This window comes from Chitinophaga agri (assembly GCF_010093065.1).
GTDB lineage: Bacteria > Bacteroidota > Bacteroidia > Chitinophagales > Chitinophagaceae > Chitinophaga > Chitinophaga agri.
In genome coordinates this window covers 7,127,894-7,151,489 of sequence record NZ_CP048113.1, presented here as the reverse complement: position 1 = coordinate 7,151,489, position 23,596 = coordinate 7,127,894, and the positions used below count along the sequence as shown (strand labels likewise).

Here is a 23,596-nt window from a genome sequence, read left to right as displayed (position 1 = left end):
TGTCCTTTCCATAAACGCTAGAATGGGGTAAATAATCTACTCATTTCACTAAAGGCAATTCTTCACTTACTATCGAACCATAGTTGAACTTAATAACGCGGCTGGCACAGTAGTAATAGTCGTCATCATGGGTTATCGCAATAATTGTTTTCCCTCTGCGGTTCAACTTATCCAGCACTTCTGTATAAAAATACTGACGGAAAGACGGATCCTGTTCTGCCGCCCATTCGTCTATAACGAGTACAGGTTTATTCTCAAGCAAAGCATAAATCAATGCCAGTCTCTTACGCTGCCCCTTGGAAAGATTTGTTGTGATCTTTCTGGTTGTCTCATCTATATGTAACACATTCTCCATCTTCATCAATTTCACCAGTTCCATAAATTCAGTATTGGAAGAACTAAGATCGAAATTGTCATAATTCTCTCCAAAGAGATAGTTATCTGTAAATACAGCTGAAAAGTAGTTACGGTACAGTTGCCCTTCTTCTCTCCCGAACGTTCTGCCATTTACAGAGATCTCTCCTTCATCCGGTTGATAAAGCCCGGTCAGCAGATATCCAAAAGTACTTTTCCCACTGCCATTACCACCGGTAATAAACAGCACTTCTCCTCTGTTAATCCTGAGATTAATTGATTTTAACTGGAAAGGCCTGTCCGGCAAACTGTTATCATAGTAAGTGAAATCTACGTTCTTAAACTCCAGGTGGTCAAAGCCATCTTTATTGTGATCCATTAATTCCTCCGCACCGTCCCGCCCCTCAATAAACCTGAGTTGCTGGTCAAATACCGACAGCCGTTCTATTGCTATTTTAATGGCCGTAGATGTTGGGATCAGGGTTATCATAATGGCCACAGGCCCCATGAGATAAAGAATAGTCACGAGAAATACGGTCACCTTTTCAATATCCATGGAAAAGAAAAACGGCAGTACGAACATAGTGATACCGAAAATAACATACCAGCTGTAAGTACCTGTCAGCTCATTATCATTGTATCTGATAGACGTTTCTACAGAGATCTTCTTAGCGATGATCCTGTTCTTTATCAGGAAGTGATTGAATATATTCAGATTGCGAACCGCTCCCATTTTCAGCTCTTTAAAGCCAAGCAACAGGTCATTGATGTATTTATAATAGGCATTCTGAAGGTCTCTTTGTTTATTTAGCTCGGCTTCAATGCCATTATTTCTGACGATATAAAATATAACCAGCGCAGCCATACTTAACAGGACAACAATACCTCCTGTAAAAGACATGAACAGCAGGTAAGCACAGCAGCAGATCATCACGACAAATGCATTAAAGGCATTCATGAACACCTCGGGTATATGAGCCAGTGTTTTCGTATCATTTATGGCTGTATAGATCTTTTCCTTTCCAAGGTTTTCGAAATCCCTGTATGAAGATTGCCGTAACTTCCGAAGGATGTCATTCTCAAAATCGAAGAGGATATTATTTGTCAGCCTGATCATGTAAGTCTGAAATATCCGGGCGCATAAAAGAGAACTGACTATTATTGCGGTAAAAACCATCCATCTGTAATTATTAAAGAATGGTAATGATTTACCGGAAATAGTTGTATTGATGAATATCAACAAACCGCCGTTAAGAAGGCTGTTGAAAATGCCCAGTAAAAGGATAAATATCAGCGAGGCTCTGAATTTACGGAGCAGGATATTCAGAAAGTTCATATACAAGAGAATTATGTTAGCAAAGGCGACCTACAGGGATGGCAACTGAAATGTATCCAGGAAAATATTAAAGGTTAATACGATGATCAGCAAGTCCAGATCATATGGTGGTGTAAGCACAAAATCATCTTTCATATAATGCTTTTTGAGTCGTTCGATCGTATCCGGATTGAAGAAACCCTGCCGTTTGATCGTATCATAGGAAAGCAGGTCATTTATCCATTCTACATTTGCTTTCAGCAGTGCCACGCTACCGGGAGCGACAAAACCGAACTTTTCCCGCCGGATGATCTCATTAGGTACTATCCCTTTTGCGACTTGTTTCAACAGGAATTTTTCATTCATATTCTGTAACATCATGCCCGGAGGAATTTTCGTCACATAGTCGATCAGATTAACATCCAGGAACGGATAACGTGATTCAACACTGTTTGCCAGGGCCATACGGTCGCCGTGATCTGCGATCAGGTGCCCGCCAAGCCTCAGTTTAAAATCAACATATGACCGCTGGTGAAAGATGTGCCTGTTCTTCATCCTGGCTTTGTTGACCACAGGAGTTTTCAGGCAATCAAAATCACCGTACCGGCTTTGCATGCTGTTAGAATACAATGCAGATTTCACCTCTCTGAACTCATGCTCATTCTTCTCGTAGGTAAACTCCGGGTTACCCCACAAATGATTGCGGACTTTATCTTCAAGCAGATGATCCAGATCCTTATGTATCGTTTTGTTCATTCTGAGAGTATCGAACTTATATCCTGCATACCCACCAAATAGCTCGTCTGCACCTTCTCCACACAATACAACCTTTACATTCCTGGCTCTGGCAGCTTCCGACAGCGCCAGAGAGCAGACATTATAGGTTTCTTTCAGCGGAGATTCGGAGAAGTAAACTACCTCACGTAATTTTTTGTCTATCTGTCCCCAGGAAAAATCAATATCATTGTGAGTGGAATTTAAATGCTTACTCATCAGGTGCTGATACCGTTGCTCATTGATCTCCTTGTTTTCCTTACCGGAACCGGAAAAGCTGATAGAAAATGAGTTAAAGTCACGGGAATCATTGGTCGCATACATCAATCCTCCTATGAGCGAGGAATCCAGGCCACCACTCAGATAGAAGCCTACCGGCACATCTGCATGTACTCTATATTTGACAGACCGTAATAATTGCTCGTTCAGTCCTTCAACATAATATGCTTCATCCTTACTCTCGTATTTGTATCCTATTTCTGGATATTCCAAATCCCAATATTCAGTTTTGGTCAGTACGCCGCCGGTATACACTGCATAGGTACCCGGTTCAAGGCTGTAAATCCCCTTGAAAAGTGTAGCGGGACTAATCGCAGCGGGAAAGGTAAAGATCTGGTCCAGACCGGAAAGGTTCACCTCTCTCGGAATTCCCGGGTATTCGAGAATCGCTTTTATTTCTGATGCAAAGATCACAGCATCATCATATAGCGTGTAAAACAATGGGCAAATACCAAAATGATCCTTTGCCAGTAGCAACAGGTTTCGTTTGCTGTCAAACAAGGCCATTGCAAACTGACCATTGAGCCGTTTCAGGAAGTCATTGCCATATTCTACGTAAAGGCTAACCAGCACTTCTATATCTGAATTCGTATTAAATACATATCCTTTGGCTGAAAGCTCAGCCCTGAGCTCTTTGTAATTATAGATCTCACCGTTGCAGATCAGCATCACAGATCCATCATTGCTATAGAATGGTTGAGAACCATGCACGAGGTCAATGATACTCAGTCTTCGGAATCCGAATCCGGCGTTACCATTGGCGACGTTCTGAGCGTCATCGGGACCGCGGTGAACAAGTTTATCCGACATACGTTTTACCACGTCCAGGGAAGGCCTGCGCTGCGGGTCTTTATAACAAACACCTGTAATACCACACATACTGTATTTTTTATTTGGCTAACTATTGAATCTTACATTAAGCAGACTTATTTCTCCAAAGACAAAGAACATATTATCCAGCAGCGACAATGTACGCGTGCGTTCTTTGGGTTTAAGCGGCAACTCTCCTGGCAACGGCCAATGAACAGAAAGTTCATTTACATCATTGTGTAATTTTCCAGCGGGGATTTCTAACTCATAACGTACCCAGTCATTGGTGACTTCCAGTTCTGTAACAGGTGCATCATTCATATACAGCAAAGCCTTAGCAGTTGCTTGTGTCTGATAAGGCACCCGTAGTTCGACATCTATTTTCAATGTGTGCCCGCCTGTGCCGACCACCTTGAACACCGAACGGTAGTTCCTGGCCTGGTAGAACGCATTATTTGAACCCTGGAATTCCTCATATGAAGAGAGACAGTAGAAAGGCAGCAGAAGATTTGTAGGGTCATCTTTCTGATTATGTTCTGCCACACGGATTTCGCGAACGTACTTGGTGAGATCTATCTGTACCGTCTTCAACGCATCCACCATCGCACTCACCAGTTCTGTTTCCAGTGACTTTTTGTTCCTCGGCGGCAACAGCGCATGCACATACCTGTCAAGGTTATACTCGCTGCTTTTCAGGATCATCTCAAGCGATTTACAAAGGTTATTGGCTGTTTTCCGGGACATCATGTCACAATAATATACCATCAACCTTGCCACCTGCTTATAATTCTCCAGGGCCTTACAGCAATGATAATAGAGTATTTCATACGATTGTCCCCAGTGCGCATTGTGAATGGCAGCGAACAGATGCCCCAGCCCCCTTGTAATCGCTTTTGCCTCAGGCGACTTGACAACCATAGGCGGATGATCAGTACCTTTATCAATATTGAACAGACGGTTGCTGACCGCATTCATAGCGACCTGTATTCCCTCTACGGTGAAGTGGCAATAATCCAGGAACAATTCCCTGCCAGGCAGACGGCCATTCTGATAAGTATCAAAAACCGCCTTTATATCAAGTATGTGAACGTTGTTCTCAGCTGCTTTCGACAAGATGGTTTCCCGGATAATATTGAATATCCTGGGCTTACTGTCTGTCCTGAAGTATAGAGCGGTATCCTTTGCATTTTCAAGGCAGGCCCTTGCCTCTTCATACTTACCTTGCTGTAACCAGCAGTCCGCTAGTAGCTCATATCCGGAAGGATGTGTACAATCCAGCGCGATCATCCGCTGTGCATTAGCAATACAAGTAGTCAGATCATGCGCTGCAAATGCTTTCTCGGCCACGATCTTACAGGTAACCCATTCGTCAATACCTTCACCGTGTAAAGTGGATATGTATTGTTCAGCCTGCGTACTTCTGCAATCAAGGAGGTTAAATTCCGGGATGGCGAAGATAACAGGTACGTTATTCTCGCGGGACAACCGTCCTACTGTTTCCAGGAAAGCCGTCACTACATCAGCAAAGATGTCCTCGATCATTTTCCCAACTGATTGCATCTGCTCATTTTCCTGCAATGCTCTCACAAGGCGCTGATAAACATCCGGCTTGCCTTCTATAGCCCTTAATAACTCGTATCTCCAGTTATTACCCGCCAGAAAAACAATCATATCAGGATGCAGCTGATAACATTGTCTGTAACGACGCAGTAATTCAGGTAAACCAAGATTCGTTTCCGCCAGATCTATTACTTCATATTCCTCTCTCCCTGCCAGCTGATTCAGCTGATATTCCAATACGATACTGGGGGTATAGTCGGGGTCCAGCAGAAAGCCTCTGCCTACTGACTCTCCGAGAAACACTACTCTTCGTTTATCGCCTACAGCCGGAATACTGTGGATATCTGCAAAATAAGACCACCTGTCCTTTTCATCAACGTTGCGGGAAAAAACGGCCGTACGGCCTTCCCCTTCTCGCTTATAAATACCGACTGTGCCATCCACCAGCAGGTCGCTCTCTGAAGTGTGAGAAATTACAGCTTCCTCTTCATATCCCAGCTTGCGGATCAATGACGCTTTCAGCTCTTTATCATCACTATCCGTATACAAAAGATCTGTGAGAAGGGTTGCATATTCTTTTCTTTGTTCCTTTGAGGTACTTAGTAACATAACTACTTAGATAAAAGTGTAAACATCCGGGTTAAGTTCAAATTCTACTGCTCTTACGAGGTTTTGGTTGATCATTTCAAGGAGGCTCAGATCGTTACCTTCCGCATCTATGAAAAAATCTTCAACTACCAGACAGTCGATATCAGTCGTAACGAAGCAGACCACAGCTTCTTCAGGGCTGCATATGATCGGTTCGTCCTTTATGTTAAACGATGTATTTAACAGTATCGGACATCCGGTGATCTTTTGGAATGCCTGCAGCAGTTTATAGAACCTGGGATTTGTCTCTTTATGAACGGTCTGCACTCTTGCGGATCTGTCTACATGGGTGATAGCCGGCAGATCCAGGTGAGATATTACATCGCAGGTTTCCAGCATAAACGGCGAATCATGATCAAGGTCGAAATGTTTACTTGTTTCTTCGGATAGTATAGCAGGAGCAAACGGCCTGAATGCCTCACGTTTCTTCACCATCGCATTGATCCTGTCACGCATCTGCGCACCTCTCGGATCTGCGAGTATTGATCTTGCGCCAAGGGATCTCGGTCCAAATTCCATTCTTCCATGGAACCAGCCTATTACTTTACCATCAGCTATTTTCTGTGCGATATGCTGCAGCAGTTCATCTTCCCTGGATTCGAAGTCTGAAAATACCAGAGACGTTGACTGTAATACTTTCCGGATACTGTCATTACTATAGGACGGGCCCAGATATACATGATTCTCTGTTTTTGCTATCCTTTTTCCGGTAATATCGGCGTATGCAAGTGCAGCAGCTCCCAGTGAACAGCCAGCATCACCTGCCGCCGGCTGTACAAACATATTTTTGAACGAAGTATGCTTCAGGATCTTGCCGTTTGCTACACAATTCAGGGCAACACCTCCTGCCATACAGAGGTTTTCACTTCCCGTAACATCATGCAGATATTGTGCTTTGGAAATCAGTATTTCTTCCAGTACAACCTGTAAACTTTTAGCGATATCTTTATGTACTGCGAGTATATCAGTATCCTTCCTGCGGGGAGGAATACCCAACAACTGTGCAAGCAGATCAGAATACATTCGTGCTCCTTTCAGGAAGTTGTAGTATTGCATGTCCAGTTCGTATTGCCCCTTTTCCGTAAGCCGTATCATCTGCCATATCTTATCTGCAAAAACCGGTCTTCCGTAAGGTGCAAGTCCCATCACTTTATATTCTCCGCTGTTTACACTGAAGCCTAGAAAACTCGTTAATGTGCTATAAAGCAGTCCTATCGAATTAGGAAATTCCACTTCTTCAAAGATCTCCAGCGCAGCATCTTTCCCCGTCCCATAAGAGGTGGTAGCCCACTCTCCGACACCATCCACAGTCAGGATAGCAGACTCTTTAAAATCAGAATAGAAAAAACTACTTGCAGCATGAGACTGATGATGCTCATATACCTTTATTAACCCGTTAAATCCGAGGTCTTTTCGGATACTTTCTTCTACACGCAACGGCTGAATGTCCATTATCTGCTGACTGGTCAGTCCCTGAATACCACTCCATAGCTGGCGGGATAATTTTTTCCTGGAATCTTCATAATAGGCAATACAGTCGATGTCTGCCATGCCTATACCGCCTTCTTTCAGACAATACATGAAAGCCTTTTTGGGGAGGTCAGGGTCATTCTTCTTTCTGGTGAATCGCTCTTCCTGCACTGCAGCCTTTAATACGCCGTCCTGTATCAGGCAACATGCAGAATCGTGGTAGTGAGCGGAAATTCCGATGATGTTTGTTGACATGTGGGCAATTATTTAATAATATGGATGAGTAATGTTGGCTAAAATGACCTGTCTATTTCAGATTTGAAAACATCAAGTTGCGCAGCCCCTTCTTCCTGTTCATGTTCACTCAGATAGCCCAGTTGGTGAACCGCGATATCCGGATTATCAACAATAGAACAGAGTAACTGCCGCAGATGAAGACAAATACGCTCAATGCGTTCGCGATTGAAAATATCTGTGTTGTATTCGATACTACCATACAGACTTCGTTGCTCTCCACAGTCTACAAACTGAATACGCAGATCACCTTTACTGATCTCCAGCGCAGCGTCTTCCTCAACTACCTCCACACCTTTCATTTCCAAAGTGGTGTTTTCGGCGAGCTGTATGTTTTGCAGGATCATCACTACATCAAACAGTGGTGAACGACCCTGACTACTTCTTAATCCCAGATCTTCCACAAGCATATCAAAAGGATACCACTGATGTTGATAACTATTTAATGTATTACTACGAACGGCTTGTAACAGCTGTCGGAAACTCTGCTCGCCGGATATGTGGTCACGCAGCGCCAGCGTATTCAGATAGTATCCGATCTGGCCTTCCAGATCCGGATGATCACGACCTGCGACCGGTGTGCCTATTATAATATCCCGCTGCCCGGTATAGCGATACAACAGTACTTTTACCACAGCCATCAATCCCATGAACAAGGTGGCGTCCTCACTACGCACTAATGCCCCAAATGCTTCGGTTTCAGCATCAGTGAATTCGAAGTACACTTCGCCTCCATGATGCCCCGGCGTTAACGGATGGGGACGATCCTGCGGCAATGCCAGCACCGGAAGTTCTCCGCTAAAACGGCTCAACCAGTAATTCCGGGCAGTGGTCAGTGATGCTCCCTGCAACTGCTCCTGCTGCCAGCAGGCGTAGTCTTTATACTGCAACGGTAATGGTGCCAGTGAAGGAAGATTGCCTGAGACGTAACTATTGTAGCACAGCACAAGTTCTTTCACCAGGATGTGCATAGACCATTCATCAGATATGATGTGATGCATGCTCAGGCTAAGCAGGTAAGTAGACGTATCTGTACGGAACAGGGTTACACGTAACAATGGTCCCGCAGAAAGATCAAACACCTCGGCTGTAATGGCACGTGCATGTGCCATTGCCTGCTCAGTGCTGTCAGCACGGTCTGTATAATCATGATACTGTACCTTGAATCTGTGGGCATCTGCAGGTAATATCTGTTGCCGCGGCTGCCCGCTCTCTACCAGGAACACCGTACGCAGGCTCTCATGCCGAGCCACCAATGTATCAAACGAACGGATCAGACTCTCTACCGACAGATCCCCCTGTAAACGGTAAAGGTCCCGACCGTTGAACTGCAGAGATGTAGGGGATTGCTGTACCTGTAACCACAAACGTTTCTGTGCGTTGGATACAGGATACGTGGTTTGGACTACCGCCAGTGGGATCGCAACATATGCTGATCGCCTCGCTGCCTGGATAACAGATGCCTGCTCCTGCAGTTCCGCATGACCAAATATATCGCCTATGCTTAACTGCACATCCAGTGACTTATAAATACGCGAGATCAACTGAATCGCTTTCAGCGATGACCCTCCTATATTGAAGAAATTGTCATGACGGCTTACTTTCTCTATCCCTAACACCTGCTGCCACAAAACGGCCACTTCCTGCTCTACACCTGCATGCGGCGCTTCATATCCCCTATCTGATAATAACTCCTGCGGACGTGGTAAGGCCTTACGGTCCACCTTCCCGTTCAGGTTCAGCGGGAATGATGCTAACCACACATAATATGATGGCAGCATCGCCGGATTCAAAGTCGCCGAAAGGGCTACCCGCAATTCATGACCACTCCGCTCACGACCGCTATAGTAGCAGATCAGTGTCTGCTGATAATCTGCATCCTGATCTACCAGTAACTCTACCTGCTCTATATCTTCAAGCTGTAGCACACTACCACGAACTTCGTCCAGCTCTATACGAACGCCATTGATCTTCACCTGATCATCACGGCGCCCCAGGATCTCAAGATTACCATCTTTACGGTAACGACCCAGGTCTCCTGTCAGCCATACCAGGTCTTCTGCTTCCCGCAACAATGGGTTCTGTACAAGACTTAATGCCGTCAGTGATTTATCAAGATAACCCTTGCTCAGGTAAGGACTCCGGATATACACATCCCCCAGCTCACCGGAACTGCACATACCACTCTCATTGATCACGGCAATATGCGCTCCACTGATCGCACGGCCTGCAGGAATAACTTCGCCCGGTTCCCAGTCTTTTTCCTCAATATGATAACAACTCTTTAGAATCGTCGTTTCCGTCAAACCATACAGCGCTGATAATGAGGCGCCATTACCATTGGCCGCGTACCAGTTAGTCACATCCTTTCCATACAGCTTCTCTCCTGCCAGCACCACATGCCGCAGGCTGCCTATACCCCGGTTCTGTTGTTTCATCGCGCCAGTCAGCAAACGGAATAAAGATGGCACCGTTTGTAATATGCTTACCTCTTCTGTACGCAACCACTCTGCCAGTAACGGCATGTTATTACGCACTTCTGATGAGGGTACGCATAATGTCGCTCCGGATCCAAGGCTGCTCAATATGTCTTTCAGCGACGCATCGAATGTTACTGGTGCCAGTTGACTGATGCGATCGCCATTGCCTATATTCCACTCACGCATATGCCAGTGTATATAATGGCTAAGGCTATTATGAGCACCCACAATGCCTTTCCCCTTACCGGTAGAACCCGACGTGTAATAAATGTAACTATCCCCTTCGGCCGCCGGCTCATTCTCCAGATTATCTGTACTGTATTCTTTAGCGGACATCCGGACACCATTGCGATAGACTTCAGGCGCCGTATCTCCCACCGCAATCATCTCCACTCCTGAAAGCCCTATATCCTGTAATAAAGAGGTTCCTGATAACGGTAACGTCACCAAACAGTCCACTTTTATCTGATGAGCCGAAAATAATTCTGCCAGTGATTCCCGGTATTCTTCTGATGTGATGATCACTGCAGGACGGGTTTCCTCCAGCATCTGCCGCAAACGGGAATGGGCGAAGCTGATATCCATCGGCACATATACACCACCGGCCTTGAACACTGCCAGCAAACCGGTCACCTGGCGGATACCTGCGGGCAGGAAAATACCGACACTGTCACCAATGCTGACACCTTCGTCCTGTAACAGGCGCGCCAAATAGTTACTACGGCTGTTGAGCGCCTGATAACTGATGGTTATACCATTATCTGACACGGCGACCGCTGACGGAAATTCTTCTACCCGCTGTTCAAACACCCGATGCATCAACGGATAGGCTTCCAGTGGCTGATCACTATTGAACAACATCGTTGCTACGCCATCATCTTCCTGATAGGAAAGCGTATGGATCAGCACATCCGGCTCTTTAACGATAGAATGGAGCAACTCCTGTAACTGTCTGCTCATATGCGCGATGCGCTCACGCTCGAAGAGATCTGTATTGTATTCTATACTGCCATAAAGGTTACGTCCCTCACCACGGTCTACAAACTGGATACGAAGGTCTCCCTTACTGATTTCCAAAGGAGCATCTTCCACCGACACTTCAACACCTTTCATTTCCAATACGGTGTCGTTATTCAGTTTGATGTTCTGCAGGATGACCACCACATCAAATAAAGGAGAACGGCCCTGCGACACGCTGAGTCCCAGGTCTTCTATCAGCATATCAAACGGATACCATTGATGCTGATAACTTTCGAGTGTGTTCGTACGAACGGCCTGCAATAGCTGCCGAAAACTCTGATGACCGGATACCTGGTTGCGAAGGGCCAGTGTATTCAAAAAATACCCGATCTGCTCTTCCAGATCAGCATGGTCACGACCAGCTACCGGCGTGCCGATAATAATATCCTGCTGACCCGTGTAACGATATAACAGGACGTTTACGAGAGATAACAATCCCATGAATAACGTCGCATCCTCACTACGCATCAGTGATATGAACAATGCACTGTCTTCGGCATTCAACTCAAAGTAGACCTCACTGCCATGATGTCCCTGTACAACAGGGCGGGGATGATCCAATGGCAGTTCAAGTACAGGCAACTCTCCGCTGAAACGCTGCTGCCAGTACTGACGGGCTGCTTCCAGCGATCCACCCTGTAACTGCTGTTGCTGCCAGGTGGCGTAATCCTTGTACTGAATCGGTAGTGGGGATAGTGCAGGAATGGTGCTTGTGATATAACTATTATAGCAATGTACCAGCTCTCTTACCAGTACCTGCATAGACCATTCATCGGAGATGATATGATGCATACACAGGCATAGCTGATAGGTAGATACACCCGTACGGAATAATGCCACCCGTAAAAGCGGACCGGCAGACAGATCAAAGATGGTATTTGACAACTCTTCGGCAGCTGCTTTTACCGCTCCGGGATTGCCCTGATAATCCATATATTCCAAATGGAACTTGCTGGTCTCTGTCGTTAATATTTGCTGACGGGGTTCACCGTTTTCAAACACAAAAACGGTACGAAGATTCTCATGCCGCGCGATCACTGTTTCAAACGAACGGGATAAAGAGGCAATATCAAGTTCCCCTTCCAGCATATAATTAACAGGAATATTGTAGGCAACCGTATTTTTATCCTGTTGCTGCAGGAGCCATAATCTTTTTTGCGCATTTGACAAGGGATAGTTTTTCCCGGCAGCTGCTATTGGTATCTTCCTGAAAGCTTCTCTCTTCGCCTGACTGATCAATTCGCATTGCGCGGACATCACAGGATTAGATAAGAACTCGTTCAGATCAAGTCTCACTGAAAATATGCGGTGTATCCTTGACAGTACCTGTATGGCCTTCAATGAGTGTCCACCCAGGTCAAAAAAGTTATCGTTCAATCCGATGCCACTATACGCAAGGACCTCTTCCCAGATAGCAGCCAGTTCCTTCTCTACCGGACTGGATGGAAGAACGCCTTCCTGCCGCTGAATACCGGGATCAGGTAATATAAACCTGTTTATTTTACCGCTGCCGGTGAGCGGAAATTCTTTAAGCACTGTGAAAAAGGCCGGGATCATGTAGTCTGGCAGATGTTCCTTCAGGAAGCCTGCAAGTGCATTGACACTCACCTCTTCCTTTGCAGTGTAATATGCCGAAAGGATTTTGTCTCCGGCGCGCTCTATAACAGTTACAACTGCTTCCGATATACTTTCGTGCGCAGCTAGGACCTGTTCTATCTCCTGCAGTTCAATTCTGTAACCTCTTATCTTCACCTGGCTATCTGCGCGCCCCAGATATTCAATATTGCCATCAGGCAACCATCTGGCCAGATCTCCTGTTCTGTACAAGAGATGCTTTCCGTAAGGATTTTTGACAAAGCGGGCTGCTGTAAGCGACGGATTATTCAGGTAACCGTTTGCGAGTCCTGGTCCCGCTATGCACAGTTCTCCAGGCACACCTGGCGGCTGTAGCCCCAGGTCAGTTCCCAGAATATAGAGTTGTGCATTCGCTACCGGCTTGCCGATAGGAATGGTACTACGCTGCCAGTCCCCCAGCGCTACCCTGTAAGTCGACGCCCATACCGCATATTCTGTGGGACCATACAGGTTAAAAACAGAGACCTGCGGGTCTATATGCTTAACAATATCTCTGCTGAACACATCACCACAGGAAGCAATTATACGGAAAGCGCTCAATGCAGGAAGGTTCAATACATTCAGGTAAGATGCAGGGAAAATACCAACAGTAACGCCCTGTTCCTTCATTCTTTCCGTAAGTTCCCTGTCCTTCAGCTGGATAGTGTCCATCATCACTAAAGCAGCGCCATTTGCCAGTGCCAGGCAGGTTTCGAACACAGATGCGTCAAAGGAAATAGATGCGAACTGCAGTACACGATCATCTTTTCTGACATTCAGAGAAGCACGCTGCGCATATATCAGGCTGGCCAGCGCCAGGTGACTGACCATCACTCCCTTGGGACGGCCGGTAGATCCGGATGTATAAATGACATATGCCAGCTGATCTTCTTTCAGACGTATCTCAGGGTTTCTGACAGGTGATCCGGCAAATGTAAATTCGTCATTTATCATGATGCAGACAGCATCGCTATCTGTATATATTGTGCGGTCAGCCAGTATCACCTTCACTTTACTATCGCCCAGCATATACCTGATCCTGTCGGCAGGATAGGCAGGGTCAACCGGCATATACACCCCTCCTGCCTTGAGCACGCCCAGCATTGCTACGATCAGCAGTTCACTTTTTTCCTGCATTACCGCAACCAGATCTCCCTGCTTTACTGATAAACGCATTCTGAGAAAATGCGCTACCATATTGGCACGTTCGTTCAACTCACGATAGCTTAACGACCTGTTATTGTATATCACAGCAGTTGCTTCCGGATCAGACGCAGCCTGGCTCTCAAACAGACTAACCATTGTTTCGGTTGCAGGGAATCCAAAAGTTGTGTCGTTGTACTTATACAGCAGCATCTCCCGATCTGCTTTTGTCAGGACATCAATCTTGCCGGTCACCTGCTGTGTATGATCGATTATCTGCTTTAATATATTGAAGTACAGTTCGCTGATACCCGTAAGCGTCAGATCATATTTCAATTCACGGGTTTGACGAAGAAGCAAATTAAATGCGCCTCCCGTTCTGTCTACTATAAAGCTGAGGTAGATTTCGGTACGCTCAAAGTCAGGAATGTTCAGCGAAGCTGTTTCCTGTTCATCCCCACTGATGTCATCCTCAAAGGCATTAAAGGTGTGAAAGTCTACGTAGTTAAACGCTACATCAAACAGTATATTTCCTTCATCTGAATCTGAGCGTTGATGACCAAGACTTAGAATATCCTGTATACTAAGGCGCTCATATTTCTTCAGATCCACCAGTTGCCTGTCGAGTCGTTTAATAAAACCAGCACAGGTTTCATTAACATTGACCACTGTTTTAAGCGGGATGGTATTCAGGAAGCAGCCCAGTATTTCGGCACTATCTTCCGTATCTGGTCTTGAGTTAGTAACAAGTCCTGTTACCGGCTCATCACTATACCCTAACACCTTCAGCAGATAAAGATACGCTGCCAGTGCGATGGTCTTAACTGGAGTATTGATAGCCAGCGAGAGGGCACCCAGTTTATTCAGATAAACAGTATCTAGAAAGGCATTAAATCTGGCATCTGTTTCTTCTTTTCTGAACAGCTGAATCTTTGTATAATCCGCTGTTTCCTTCTCCCAGAAGCCTATGACTTCTTTGTCTTCCTTATCGAGGATCTCCTGTACAATAAAACTTTTGTAGTCAGATTTGAGTTTACGCGGCATGAAGGACGGCGATCTTCCCAGTTGCAGATACAGGTTGTTCAGTTCCGTAAGGAAGGATGCATTGCTCCAGCCATCCAAAATGGCATGATGAAATTCCCATACAAATCCCATTTTCTCTTCACCAAACCTGAATATGTTCATACGCCAGAGCGGAGCAATGGTCACATCAAAAGGCTGCTTCAGGCTTGTACGCATATAGTCGGCCACGAAGGTTTCCTGTGCCTTCTCATCAAGGGCAGCTACATCGTAATATCCGATCTTTATGTCTATCTCCTTATAGACAATCTGTACTTCTGTCTCATATTCTATAAGATTAAAACATGTTCTAAGAATGGCATGTTTATCAACCAATAGTTGCAAGGCACGTTTGAAACGTTCCGTATCGAACTGATAAAAATCCTCCTGGTAAAAGAACTGGTCATGATACACACCCTGCCCCGGACGTACAAGCGATTCGAAGACCATTCCCTTCTGAATACCGCTCATCGGGTATATATCTGCCACATTAGCTGCATTCATCAACCTGCCGGAAGCGAGTATCCGTTCCTTCTGTTCATCCAGGCTTTTTCTCACCAGCACTTCCTTGTCCACCATAGCCAGATTTCGCTGGTCGATAAGCCATTTATTCTCCAGCACATAGAGAAAGAGCTTTTCTATTGTTTCATATTTATATACATCAGCAATAGATATCTCCAGCGCCGCATGTTTTCTCAGTTCACTTATCAGGCGTAAAACTTTAATTGAATCGCCACCAAGTTCAAAGAAACTATCGCGGATGCCCACCCGTGCATTTTCCAGGATCGCTCCCCAGATGACAGCCATCCTGCGTTCCATATCATTTCGTGGTGCTACATAATCGCCACCTATACTAAATCCTGCTGTTACGGCATTCGGCAATGCAAATCTGTCCAGTTTCCCATTTGGAGTAAGCGGGAACTTTTCCAGCTGCAGGAAATGGCCCGGCATCATGTAGCCCGGCAATTTGTCTCCCAGGAAGGATCGTATATCTGCACTGGTCAGTTTTTCTTTGGCAATCAGATAAACGACCAGGTTACCTTCTTCTCCATTATTATTGTTAAAAAGCACTACCACATCATCGATCATCTCATGCCTGCGAAGAACGGCTTCGATCTCTCCTAATTCAATACGGTAGCCACGTATCTTCACCTGGTTATCCAACCGGCCATAATACACAAGGTCTCCATTCTCCAGCAAACGAACTTTATCTCCCGTCCGGTAAAGGCGGTCGCCAGTCACAAACGGACTTGCTATGAAACGGGACGCTGTCAGTGACGCACGGTTCAGATAACCACGGCTTACCCCCGCTCCTCCTACATACAATTCCCCAGGTACACCAAACGGTAGTAACTGTCCCTGGCTATCCAGTACATAACAACGTAGCGTCGGTATAGGACGGCCCAGATTGCTGATACCTGATTCAATATCCGGTTCCGTGATTGCTTTAAAGGTCACATGCACCGTCGTCTCTGTGATACCATACATATTGACCAAAGCAGCCGATGGGTAATACTTATACCAGGATGATAATTTTGCAGGACTTAGTGCCTCGCCACCGAATATGACATATCGTAATGATAATGGCGGATAACCGGCTTCATCGAGGGCTTTTCGCAGATTGTAAAAAGCAGACGGCGTCTGGTTCAAAACGGTCACGCCCTGTTCCTGAAGCAACGTGATGAATGCCTCCGGATCGCGGGCTGTAGCTCCCGGTACGATCACAACACGACCACCAAACAACAAGGCCCCATACATCTCCCATACTGAAAAATCAAAACAGTACGAATGGAACATTGTCCATACATCTGTCGCCTGGAAATCATATATCGGGCGATCAGGCTTCAGCAACTGCACAACATTCCCGTGCGTTATCAAAGTCCCTTTAGGCTGCCCTGTTGTGCCTGATGTATAGATCACATAGGCGATATCAGAAGGCGTATTCACCTGCTCAGGATTATCTCCGGGATAAGTGGCTTCTTCCGCTAAGAACCGGTTAAGTTCCCCTTCATCCAGGACCACCAAACAATTACTGTCTGTCTTCATGTAATCTATACGGTCTCCCGGATAGTCAACATCGATCGGCACATAACCTGCACCCGATTTCAGAATGCCAAGAATGCAAATGATCATCTGTTCTGTGCGTGACTGCAGGATGCCGATCAGGTCATCGGGACGTGGATGATAATGCGACCGAAGGTAACCTGCCAAACGGTTACTACGGGTATTCAGTTCCTTATAGGTCAGACTGTGGTCACCGAAAACCACCGCAACATGATCAGGGGTCTGGCTCGCCTGGCACTCAAACAGATCAACCAGTGTTTTATCTTCAGGATACCCGGCAGTGTTATCATTGAGGGTGTATAACAGTTCATGCGTTTCTTCTTCGCTCAGGTAACTGATTTCATCCAGCGCAGTATCAGGCGATGATAAGATGGTGGTTAACAGTTGACCCAGGTGGCCTGCCATCCGGCTGACAGTGCTTTCCCTGTATAAGGCCGTATCATATTCCAGTTCCAGGCGGATGCCTGCTTCATCACGAACAAACGAGAACAGCAGGTCAAATTTACTCACCCCATGTTCAAAAGGAATGGATTGAATAGTGAGTCCGGATAATGACGATAATTCAGTCTCTGCACGATATGGCCCTAACAGGCTAACCATTACGTCGAACAGCGATGAACGGCTGGCATCATGATGTACACGCAGTTCTTCGGTCAACAGGTCAAAAGGATAAGACTGATGTTGTAAACCGTCCATTACCACTTGCCTTACATCCGACAGAAAAGATGCAAAGTTATTGCTACCGTTAATACGGTTGCGCAGTGCCAGTGTGTTGACATAAAAACCAACCTGGTTTTCCAGATCCGGATGCTCTCTGCCAGCTACGGGACTACCTACCGTAACATCAGACTGACCTGTATACCTGTAAAGCAGTACGTTTACAAGTGCCAGCAGGCCCATGAAAAGGGTACATTGCTCCTCCTGTAATAAGGCTTCAAATGCCAGACTGGCTGACCCGTCGAAACAGTAGCTGTATTGTGCACCGCGATATTCTCTTTTTGAAGAGCGGGGATAGTCTACCGGCAGTTCCAGAGGAGGTATGATACCTGCTAATTGTTTTGTCCAATAAGTACTACTATCGGACATACGTGTCTTTTTCAGTTGCTGCTGTTGCCAGCAGGCATAATCTTTATACTGCAGGGAGAGAACCGGTAACTCCGGTTGCAGTCCATTCAGATAAGCATTGTAGGCAAGCTGTAACTCACTGAGCATAATCTGAAGAGACCATCCATCAGACACAATATGATGCACGCAGAACAATAAAAGATATTGTTGCTGCTCCAGTCGGAAAACACCCATTCTCAACAGTGGCCCTTTTCCCAGATCGAACGGCATTCTTGCCAGTTGTTGTGCATGCTCATAAGCGGCGGCAGCATCCGACCGGTAATCCCAAACGTCAAACGCCGCCGGTACTTCGTCAGCAGGCAGTACGCGCTGCCTGGGTTCCCCTTTCTTTAATTCAAAAACGGTCCTCAGTATTTCATGGCGGGCAACCAGGTATCCGAATGCCTTAGCCAGACTTTCTTCATGTAAATTTCCGTCCAGGATATACGCAATCGGTATGTGGTATGCCAGTGAAGCACCTTCCTGATGATGCATTACCCACAAACGCCTTTGGGCGTTCGATAGCGGATAGCTTTCCGCAGGGGATGCCTGAGGCACCGGCGCATATAGCTCACTACGCAGATGGCCAATTAAACGGCTTTGCGCCGCCAGATCAGCATGTGTAAGCAGGTCTTTAAGATCAGGCCTTACAGAAAATGATTTATAGATGCGCGACATGGCAAGGATAGCCTTCATCGAATTGCCGCCAAGCGCAAAAAAGTTATCGTTCAAGCCAATAGGCGCATAGCCCAGTAGTTCCTCCCATATGGCCGCGAGCTGACGCGCTGTATGGGTAACAGGGGCACGATAAACGCTGACCTTCACTTGTGGGTCCGGCAATGCTTTTCGGTCGGTCTTCCCTGCGGCTGTCAGCGGTAACGCATCCAGCGCCGTAAAATAGGCAGGCACCATATACCGGGGCAGCAATGCTGTCAGGAATTGATGTAAGTCAGCAGTTGTTACATCAGCTGATGATGTATAGTAAGCAGAGAGATACTGCTCTCCATTATGCTGTACCACCTTAACTGCCGCCTGATCTACTGATTCATGGCTGGCCAGTACAGCTTCTATTTCACCGAGCTCGATACGGTATCCATTGAGCTTTATCTGATTATCAAAGCGGCCGAGGTATACCAGTGTACCATCAGGCAACCACCTGGCCATGTCGCCGGTACGGTACAGTGATCCCTCACCATAGGGATGCCGGATAAAACGTTCTCTCGTGAGGTCCGCATTGTGCAGATACCCCCTTGCCAGTCCTGCGCCGCCAATACACAATTCCCCCGGCACACCAACAGGACATAACCCGAGCACGTTATCGAGCACATACACCTGCGTATTGCCCATCGGTTTACCAATAGGGATCAGCGCTCCGGATGGCTTCACCCGGTGGCACACTGACCATATCGTCGTTTCCGTGGGACCGTACATATTATACAGCTCCGAACCAAACCTTAACAGATCGTCAGCCAGTTTTGTATTCAGCGCTTCGCCGCCAGACAGCAGTTTCAATCCTTTCCGGCCTTTCCATCCGTTATCCATCAGCAAGGTCCACATACTCGGAGTGGCCTGAATTATACTAACGGTCCCGTTGTCGATGGCAGCCTGCAGGAAGGCTGGGTCATTCAGCATTGTTTTATCAGCCACCATCACGCTCGCACCTGTAATAAGGGGAAGGAATAGCTCCAGGACTGATATATCGAACGTATAGGTGGTAACTGCCAGCCACTGGTCCGCAGAGGTGATACTAAGTATATCACCAGTACTACACAAAAGATTGACAACACTTCCGTGTTCTATCATTACGCCTTTCGGACGGCCAGTCGATCCGGAAGTATACAGCACATAGGCGAGCTGGCCCGGATGCAGCCTTACAACTGGATCGTTCTCTGTTGGAAGATCCTGCAGAATAGTCTCCCGCAGAAACACTGTTTCCGCTCCTTCAACTGTTAATAATTCGCTATCCGTGAGCACTAGTCGCGCACCACTGTCTTTCACGAGGTAAGCGATCCTTTCCTCCGGATAATCAGGGTCCAGGGGCAGATAGGCTGCGCCGGCCTTCAGTATACCCAATATTCCTATCAGCAGGAATTCATTCCTTTCAACATGCAGACAGATCAACTCTTCTGCACTGACACCATAGTTACTGAGCAGGGAATGCGCCACTGCGTTTGCATGCGCATTCAATTCCCTGTAGCTGAGTTCCTTTTGTCCGCACTTAACCGCCAGGGAGTCAGGTGACCTTCTTACCTGTTGCTCGAATAAACTGACAAGGGTATCTGAAGATGGGTAATTAAAAGCAGTATCATTGAACCCGTACAGTAGTTGATCACGTTCTGCTGAAGACAGGTAATTCAGTTTGGACAAAGGCACACCCGGCATCTGAACAATTGCCGCCATAATCCCTTCGAGGTGGAGAGCCATACGCTCAATACGTTCCCGTTTAAACAGATCGGTGTCATATTCGATCTGTAATTTCAGCTGACCACCGGTTTGTTCGAAAGCAAACGTCAGATCAAACTTACTGATACTGTTCTGCACAGATACTTTATCCATCGATTTACCTGACAACTCCGTTTCGACCACATTTTGCTGTTGTATCTGCTGCAGGCTTACCATCACATCAATCAGCGGCGAACGGCTCAGATCACGACGCAGCTCCAGCTCATCGACCATTACATCAAAAGGATAGGCCTGATAATTAAACCCATCGAGGACGGTATGGCTTACGCGCGATAAAAAGGCTGAAAAAGGTGCATCTCCGTCTACGCTATTCCTGAAAGCCAGCGTATTTACGTAATACCCGATCTGCCCCTCCAGGTCGGGGTGGTCACGACCTGCAACAGGACTCCCTACAATTATGTCTGTTTGGCCCGTATAACGGTATAAAAGGACGTTTACCAATGCAACAAGGCCCATATATAAGGTTGCCTGAGACGCTTTCAGAATGGCCTCAAACTCGCTGCTTTTTACTTTGTCGAACTCGAAATAAAAATGCTCGCCTCTGTGTCTTTGTACAGCCGGACGAAGATAGTCCAGCGGAAGTTCCAGTAACGGCAACTCCCCTGAGAACTGTTTAAGCCAGTATGACCGGGCTGTAGAAAGCACGCCCTCATTCAACTGGTCGAGTTGCCAGCATGCATAGTCTTTATATTGTATTGGCAGCGGAGGTAACTCAGCATTCCGGCCATCTTTGTATCCATCATACAGCGTCACCAGCTCTTTCAGCAGCACCTGTTGAACCGACCATTCATCGGCAACAATATGATGCATGCATAACGTCAGCAGGTATTGCTGTTCTCTTACCCGGAACAATCCCACCTTTAACAAAGGCGCCCTCTCCAGGTCAAATACTGTCTCAGCTATTGTACGTGCATTATCCAGGGCGAAGGACACCGGATCTGACGACAGCCTGCAGTCTGCAAACGTAATTGCAAATGACTGCTCTTCAGCGGCCAGGATATATTGAGCAGGGGCATCGTTTTCCAGGATAAAAATTGTCCGTAAGCTTTCATGACGGGCAATCAGCGCATTAAAAGCAGCTTGCAGCCATTCGATATTGACCTCTCCCTGTATCGTATACAAGAGGGAGATATTATATGCTGTAGATGCTTTATCGAGCTGATTCAATACCCATATCCGTTTCTGCGCATTTGATAACGGATAACTGCGTTGAGGCTTTACCAAAGGAATCGAAGCATATGCCGATCGCTTTGCTGCATTTATCAACTGCGCCTGTGCATGCAGTTCCGGATGGCTGAACAACTCTCCTATGCTCAGTTGTACATCCAGCGATTTATAAATACGGGAGATAAGCTGAATAGCCTTGAGTGAGGAACCTCCTATATTAAAAAAGTTATCCTGCCGCCACACCTGTTCAACCTTGAGTACCTGCCGCCATAGATCGGCAAGTTCCTGTTCCACACCTGCATGTGGAGGCTCTTCATCCTTTTGTATTATCAGCTCTTGCGGACGTGGCAATGCCTTACGGTCTACCTTGCCATTCAGATTTAACGGGAACGCTGATAGCCAGACATAGTAAGAGGGCATCAGCGCCGCGTTCAGCTGATCCGACAGTTCCGCGCGTAATTGTCCGGCACTGCGTTCACGTCCTGTATAATAGCAGATCAATGTCTGCTGATAGTCATCGTCCTGATCTACCAGTAATTCCACCTGGTCTATGTCACCGAGTTTCAATATACTTCCACGTACCTCATCCAGTTCCACGCGTATCCCACTGATCTTCACCTGATCGTCGCGCCGTCCGACGATTTCCAGGCTGCCATCGTCGCGATAGCGCCCCAGATCTCCTGTCAGCCAGACCAGGTCTTCCTTATCCGCCACTAATGGATTCTGTACAAGGCTGCGCGCAGTCAGGCTCTTGTCCAGGTAACCCTTACTGATATAGGGACTCTTGATATATATATCACCCAGTTCGCCATCCTCACAGATCACACCATTGCTGATAACGGCTACCATCGAATTGCTGATAGGAAAACCCACCGGAATTACTTCTCCTGCCGCCCAGTCCCACTTATCGATGTGATAATATGTTTTAAGTATAGTTGTTTCAGTCAGACCATAAAGATTGGATAATCTTGCACCTTCTCCGTTCACTGCATACCAGTTAGTCACATCTTTACCATATAGTTTCTCACCTGCGAGGACAATGTACCTCAGACTTTCTATGCCGCGCCCTTGTTGCTTCACAGCCGCTGTCAGCAGCCGGAAGAGGGATGGCACAGTTTGCAGGATACTGACTTTCTCAGATCGCAGCCAGTCGGCCAGCAGCGGCATGTTAGTACGCGCGGCCAGCGGCGGGATACAGAGAACAGCGCCTGATATCAGACAACTGAAGATATCTTTAAGCGAGGCATCAAAAGTAAGTGGTGCAAGCTGACTCACACGGTGCCCTTCCTTTATATCCCATTCGGCCACATGCCAATGTATATAATGACTGAGGCTGCCGTGTGATCCTGCAATACCTTTTCCCCTGCCGGTAGAACCGGAGGTATAGAAGATGTAACAGGTGTCATCAGGCGACTGCGACAGATCCGGATTGTATACAGGATAATCTTTGACCGGCAGGCTCGTATATGCCGATGTGATGGCATCTCTCAGATAGACTTCCGGACGGGTTTCATCTATATTGATCATATCCTGCCCGGATAGATCAATATCCCTTAACAGCTCAGTGCCGGAAGCGGGCAATACTACAACGCATCGAACCGGCAGCTGATGTGCAGCAAAAAAGCTGTCCAGTTGTTCCCGGTATTCAGGTACAGTGATCACGAGTGCTATACCTGTTTCCTCGAACATCTGCAGCAAACGTCCGCGTGCAAAATTTATATCAATCGGAACATATACGCCTGCAGCCTTAAATACCGCGAGCATAGCTGAGACGTGCCGTATACCTGCCGGGAGTAAGACACCCACGCTTTCACCATAAGCCAATCCCTGATCTAGCAACAGGTGGGCTAACTGGTTACTTCTACGGTTAAGGATTTCAAAGGTGATAGAACTACCGTTCCCGTCTTCGGAAATTGCTTCCAAAGCAGGTCTCTCCAGGCTTTTGTATTCAAAAGCCTGGTGCGTTAACTTTCTCATA

5 protein-coding genes are annotated in these 23,596 nt (G+C 46.7%); all 5 read right to left on the bottom strand.

What is annotated here, in order from left to right; translation table 11 throughout:
• Positions 1-40 precede the first annotated feature (40 nt).
• From GWR21_RS28420 to GWR21_RS28400, 5 genes are read right to left on the bottom strand one after another with little or no spacing between them, the layout of a single operon-like run.
• Positions 41-1,690 carry a cyclic peptide export ABC transporter gene (locus GWR21_RS28420; RefSeq protein ID WP_162335083.1) on the bottom strand — a complete coding sequence of 550 codons (1,650 nt, stop codon included), beginning with the start codon at positions 1,688-1,690 and terminating at the stop codon, positions 41-43.
• 30 nt (positions 1,691-1,720) lie between these two features.
• Entirely contained in the window at positions 1,721-3,601 is a 1,881-nt protein-coding gene (gene asnB / locus GWR21_RS28415; RefSeq protein ID WP_162335082.1) for an asparagine synthase (glutamine-hydrolyzing), read from the bottom strand.
• Positions 3,602-3,619: 18 nt separating this feature from the next.
• A complete protein-coding gene (locus GWR21_RS28410) occupies positions 3,620-5,701 on the bottom strand; it encodes an SGNH/GDSL hydrolase family protein (protein ID WP_162335081.1) in 2,082 nt (693 codons plus the stop codon).
• A 6-nt stretch (positions 5,702-5,707) separates the two neighbouring features.
• The gene (locus GWR21_RS28405; protein ID WP_162335080.1) at positions 5,708-7,465 is read right to left on the bottom strand and encodes a carbamoyltransferase family protein; all 1,758 of its coding nucleotides are present in this window, start codon (positions 7,463-7,465) and stop codon (positions 5,708-5,710) included.
• A 38-nt stretch (positions 7,466-7,503) separates the two neighbouring features.
• Entirely contained in the window at positions 7,504-23,595 is a 16,092-nt protein-coding gene (locus GWR21_RS28400; protein WP_162335079.1) for a non-ribosomal peptide synthetase, read from the bottom strand.
• Position 23,596 lies beyond the last annotated feature (1 nt).

Bases quoted from the DNA above. Each gene is read 5' to 3' on its own strand.
- GWR21_RS28420 (WP_162335083.1), bottom strand. From the start codon at position 1,690: ATGAACTTTCTGAATATCCTGCTCCGTAAATTCAGAGCCTCGCTGATA.
- asnB (WP_162335082.1), bottom strand. From the start codon at position 3,601: ATGTGTGGTATTACAGGTGTTTGTTATAAAGACCCGCAGCGCAGGCCT.
- GWR21_RS28400 (WP_162335079.1), bottom strand. From the start codon at position 23,595: ATGAGAAAGTTAACGCACCAGGCTTTTGAATACAAAAGCCTGGAGAGA.
- GWR21_RS28405 (WP_162335080.1), bottom strand. From the start codon at position 7,465: ATGTCAACAAACATCATCGGAATTTCCGCTCACTACCACGATTCTGCA.
- GWR21_RS28410 (WP_162335081.1), bottom strand. From the start codon at position 5,701: ATGTTACTAAGTACCTCAAAGGAACAAAGAAAAGAATATGCAACCCTT.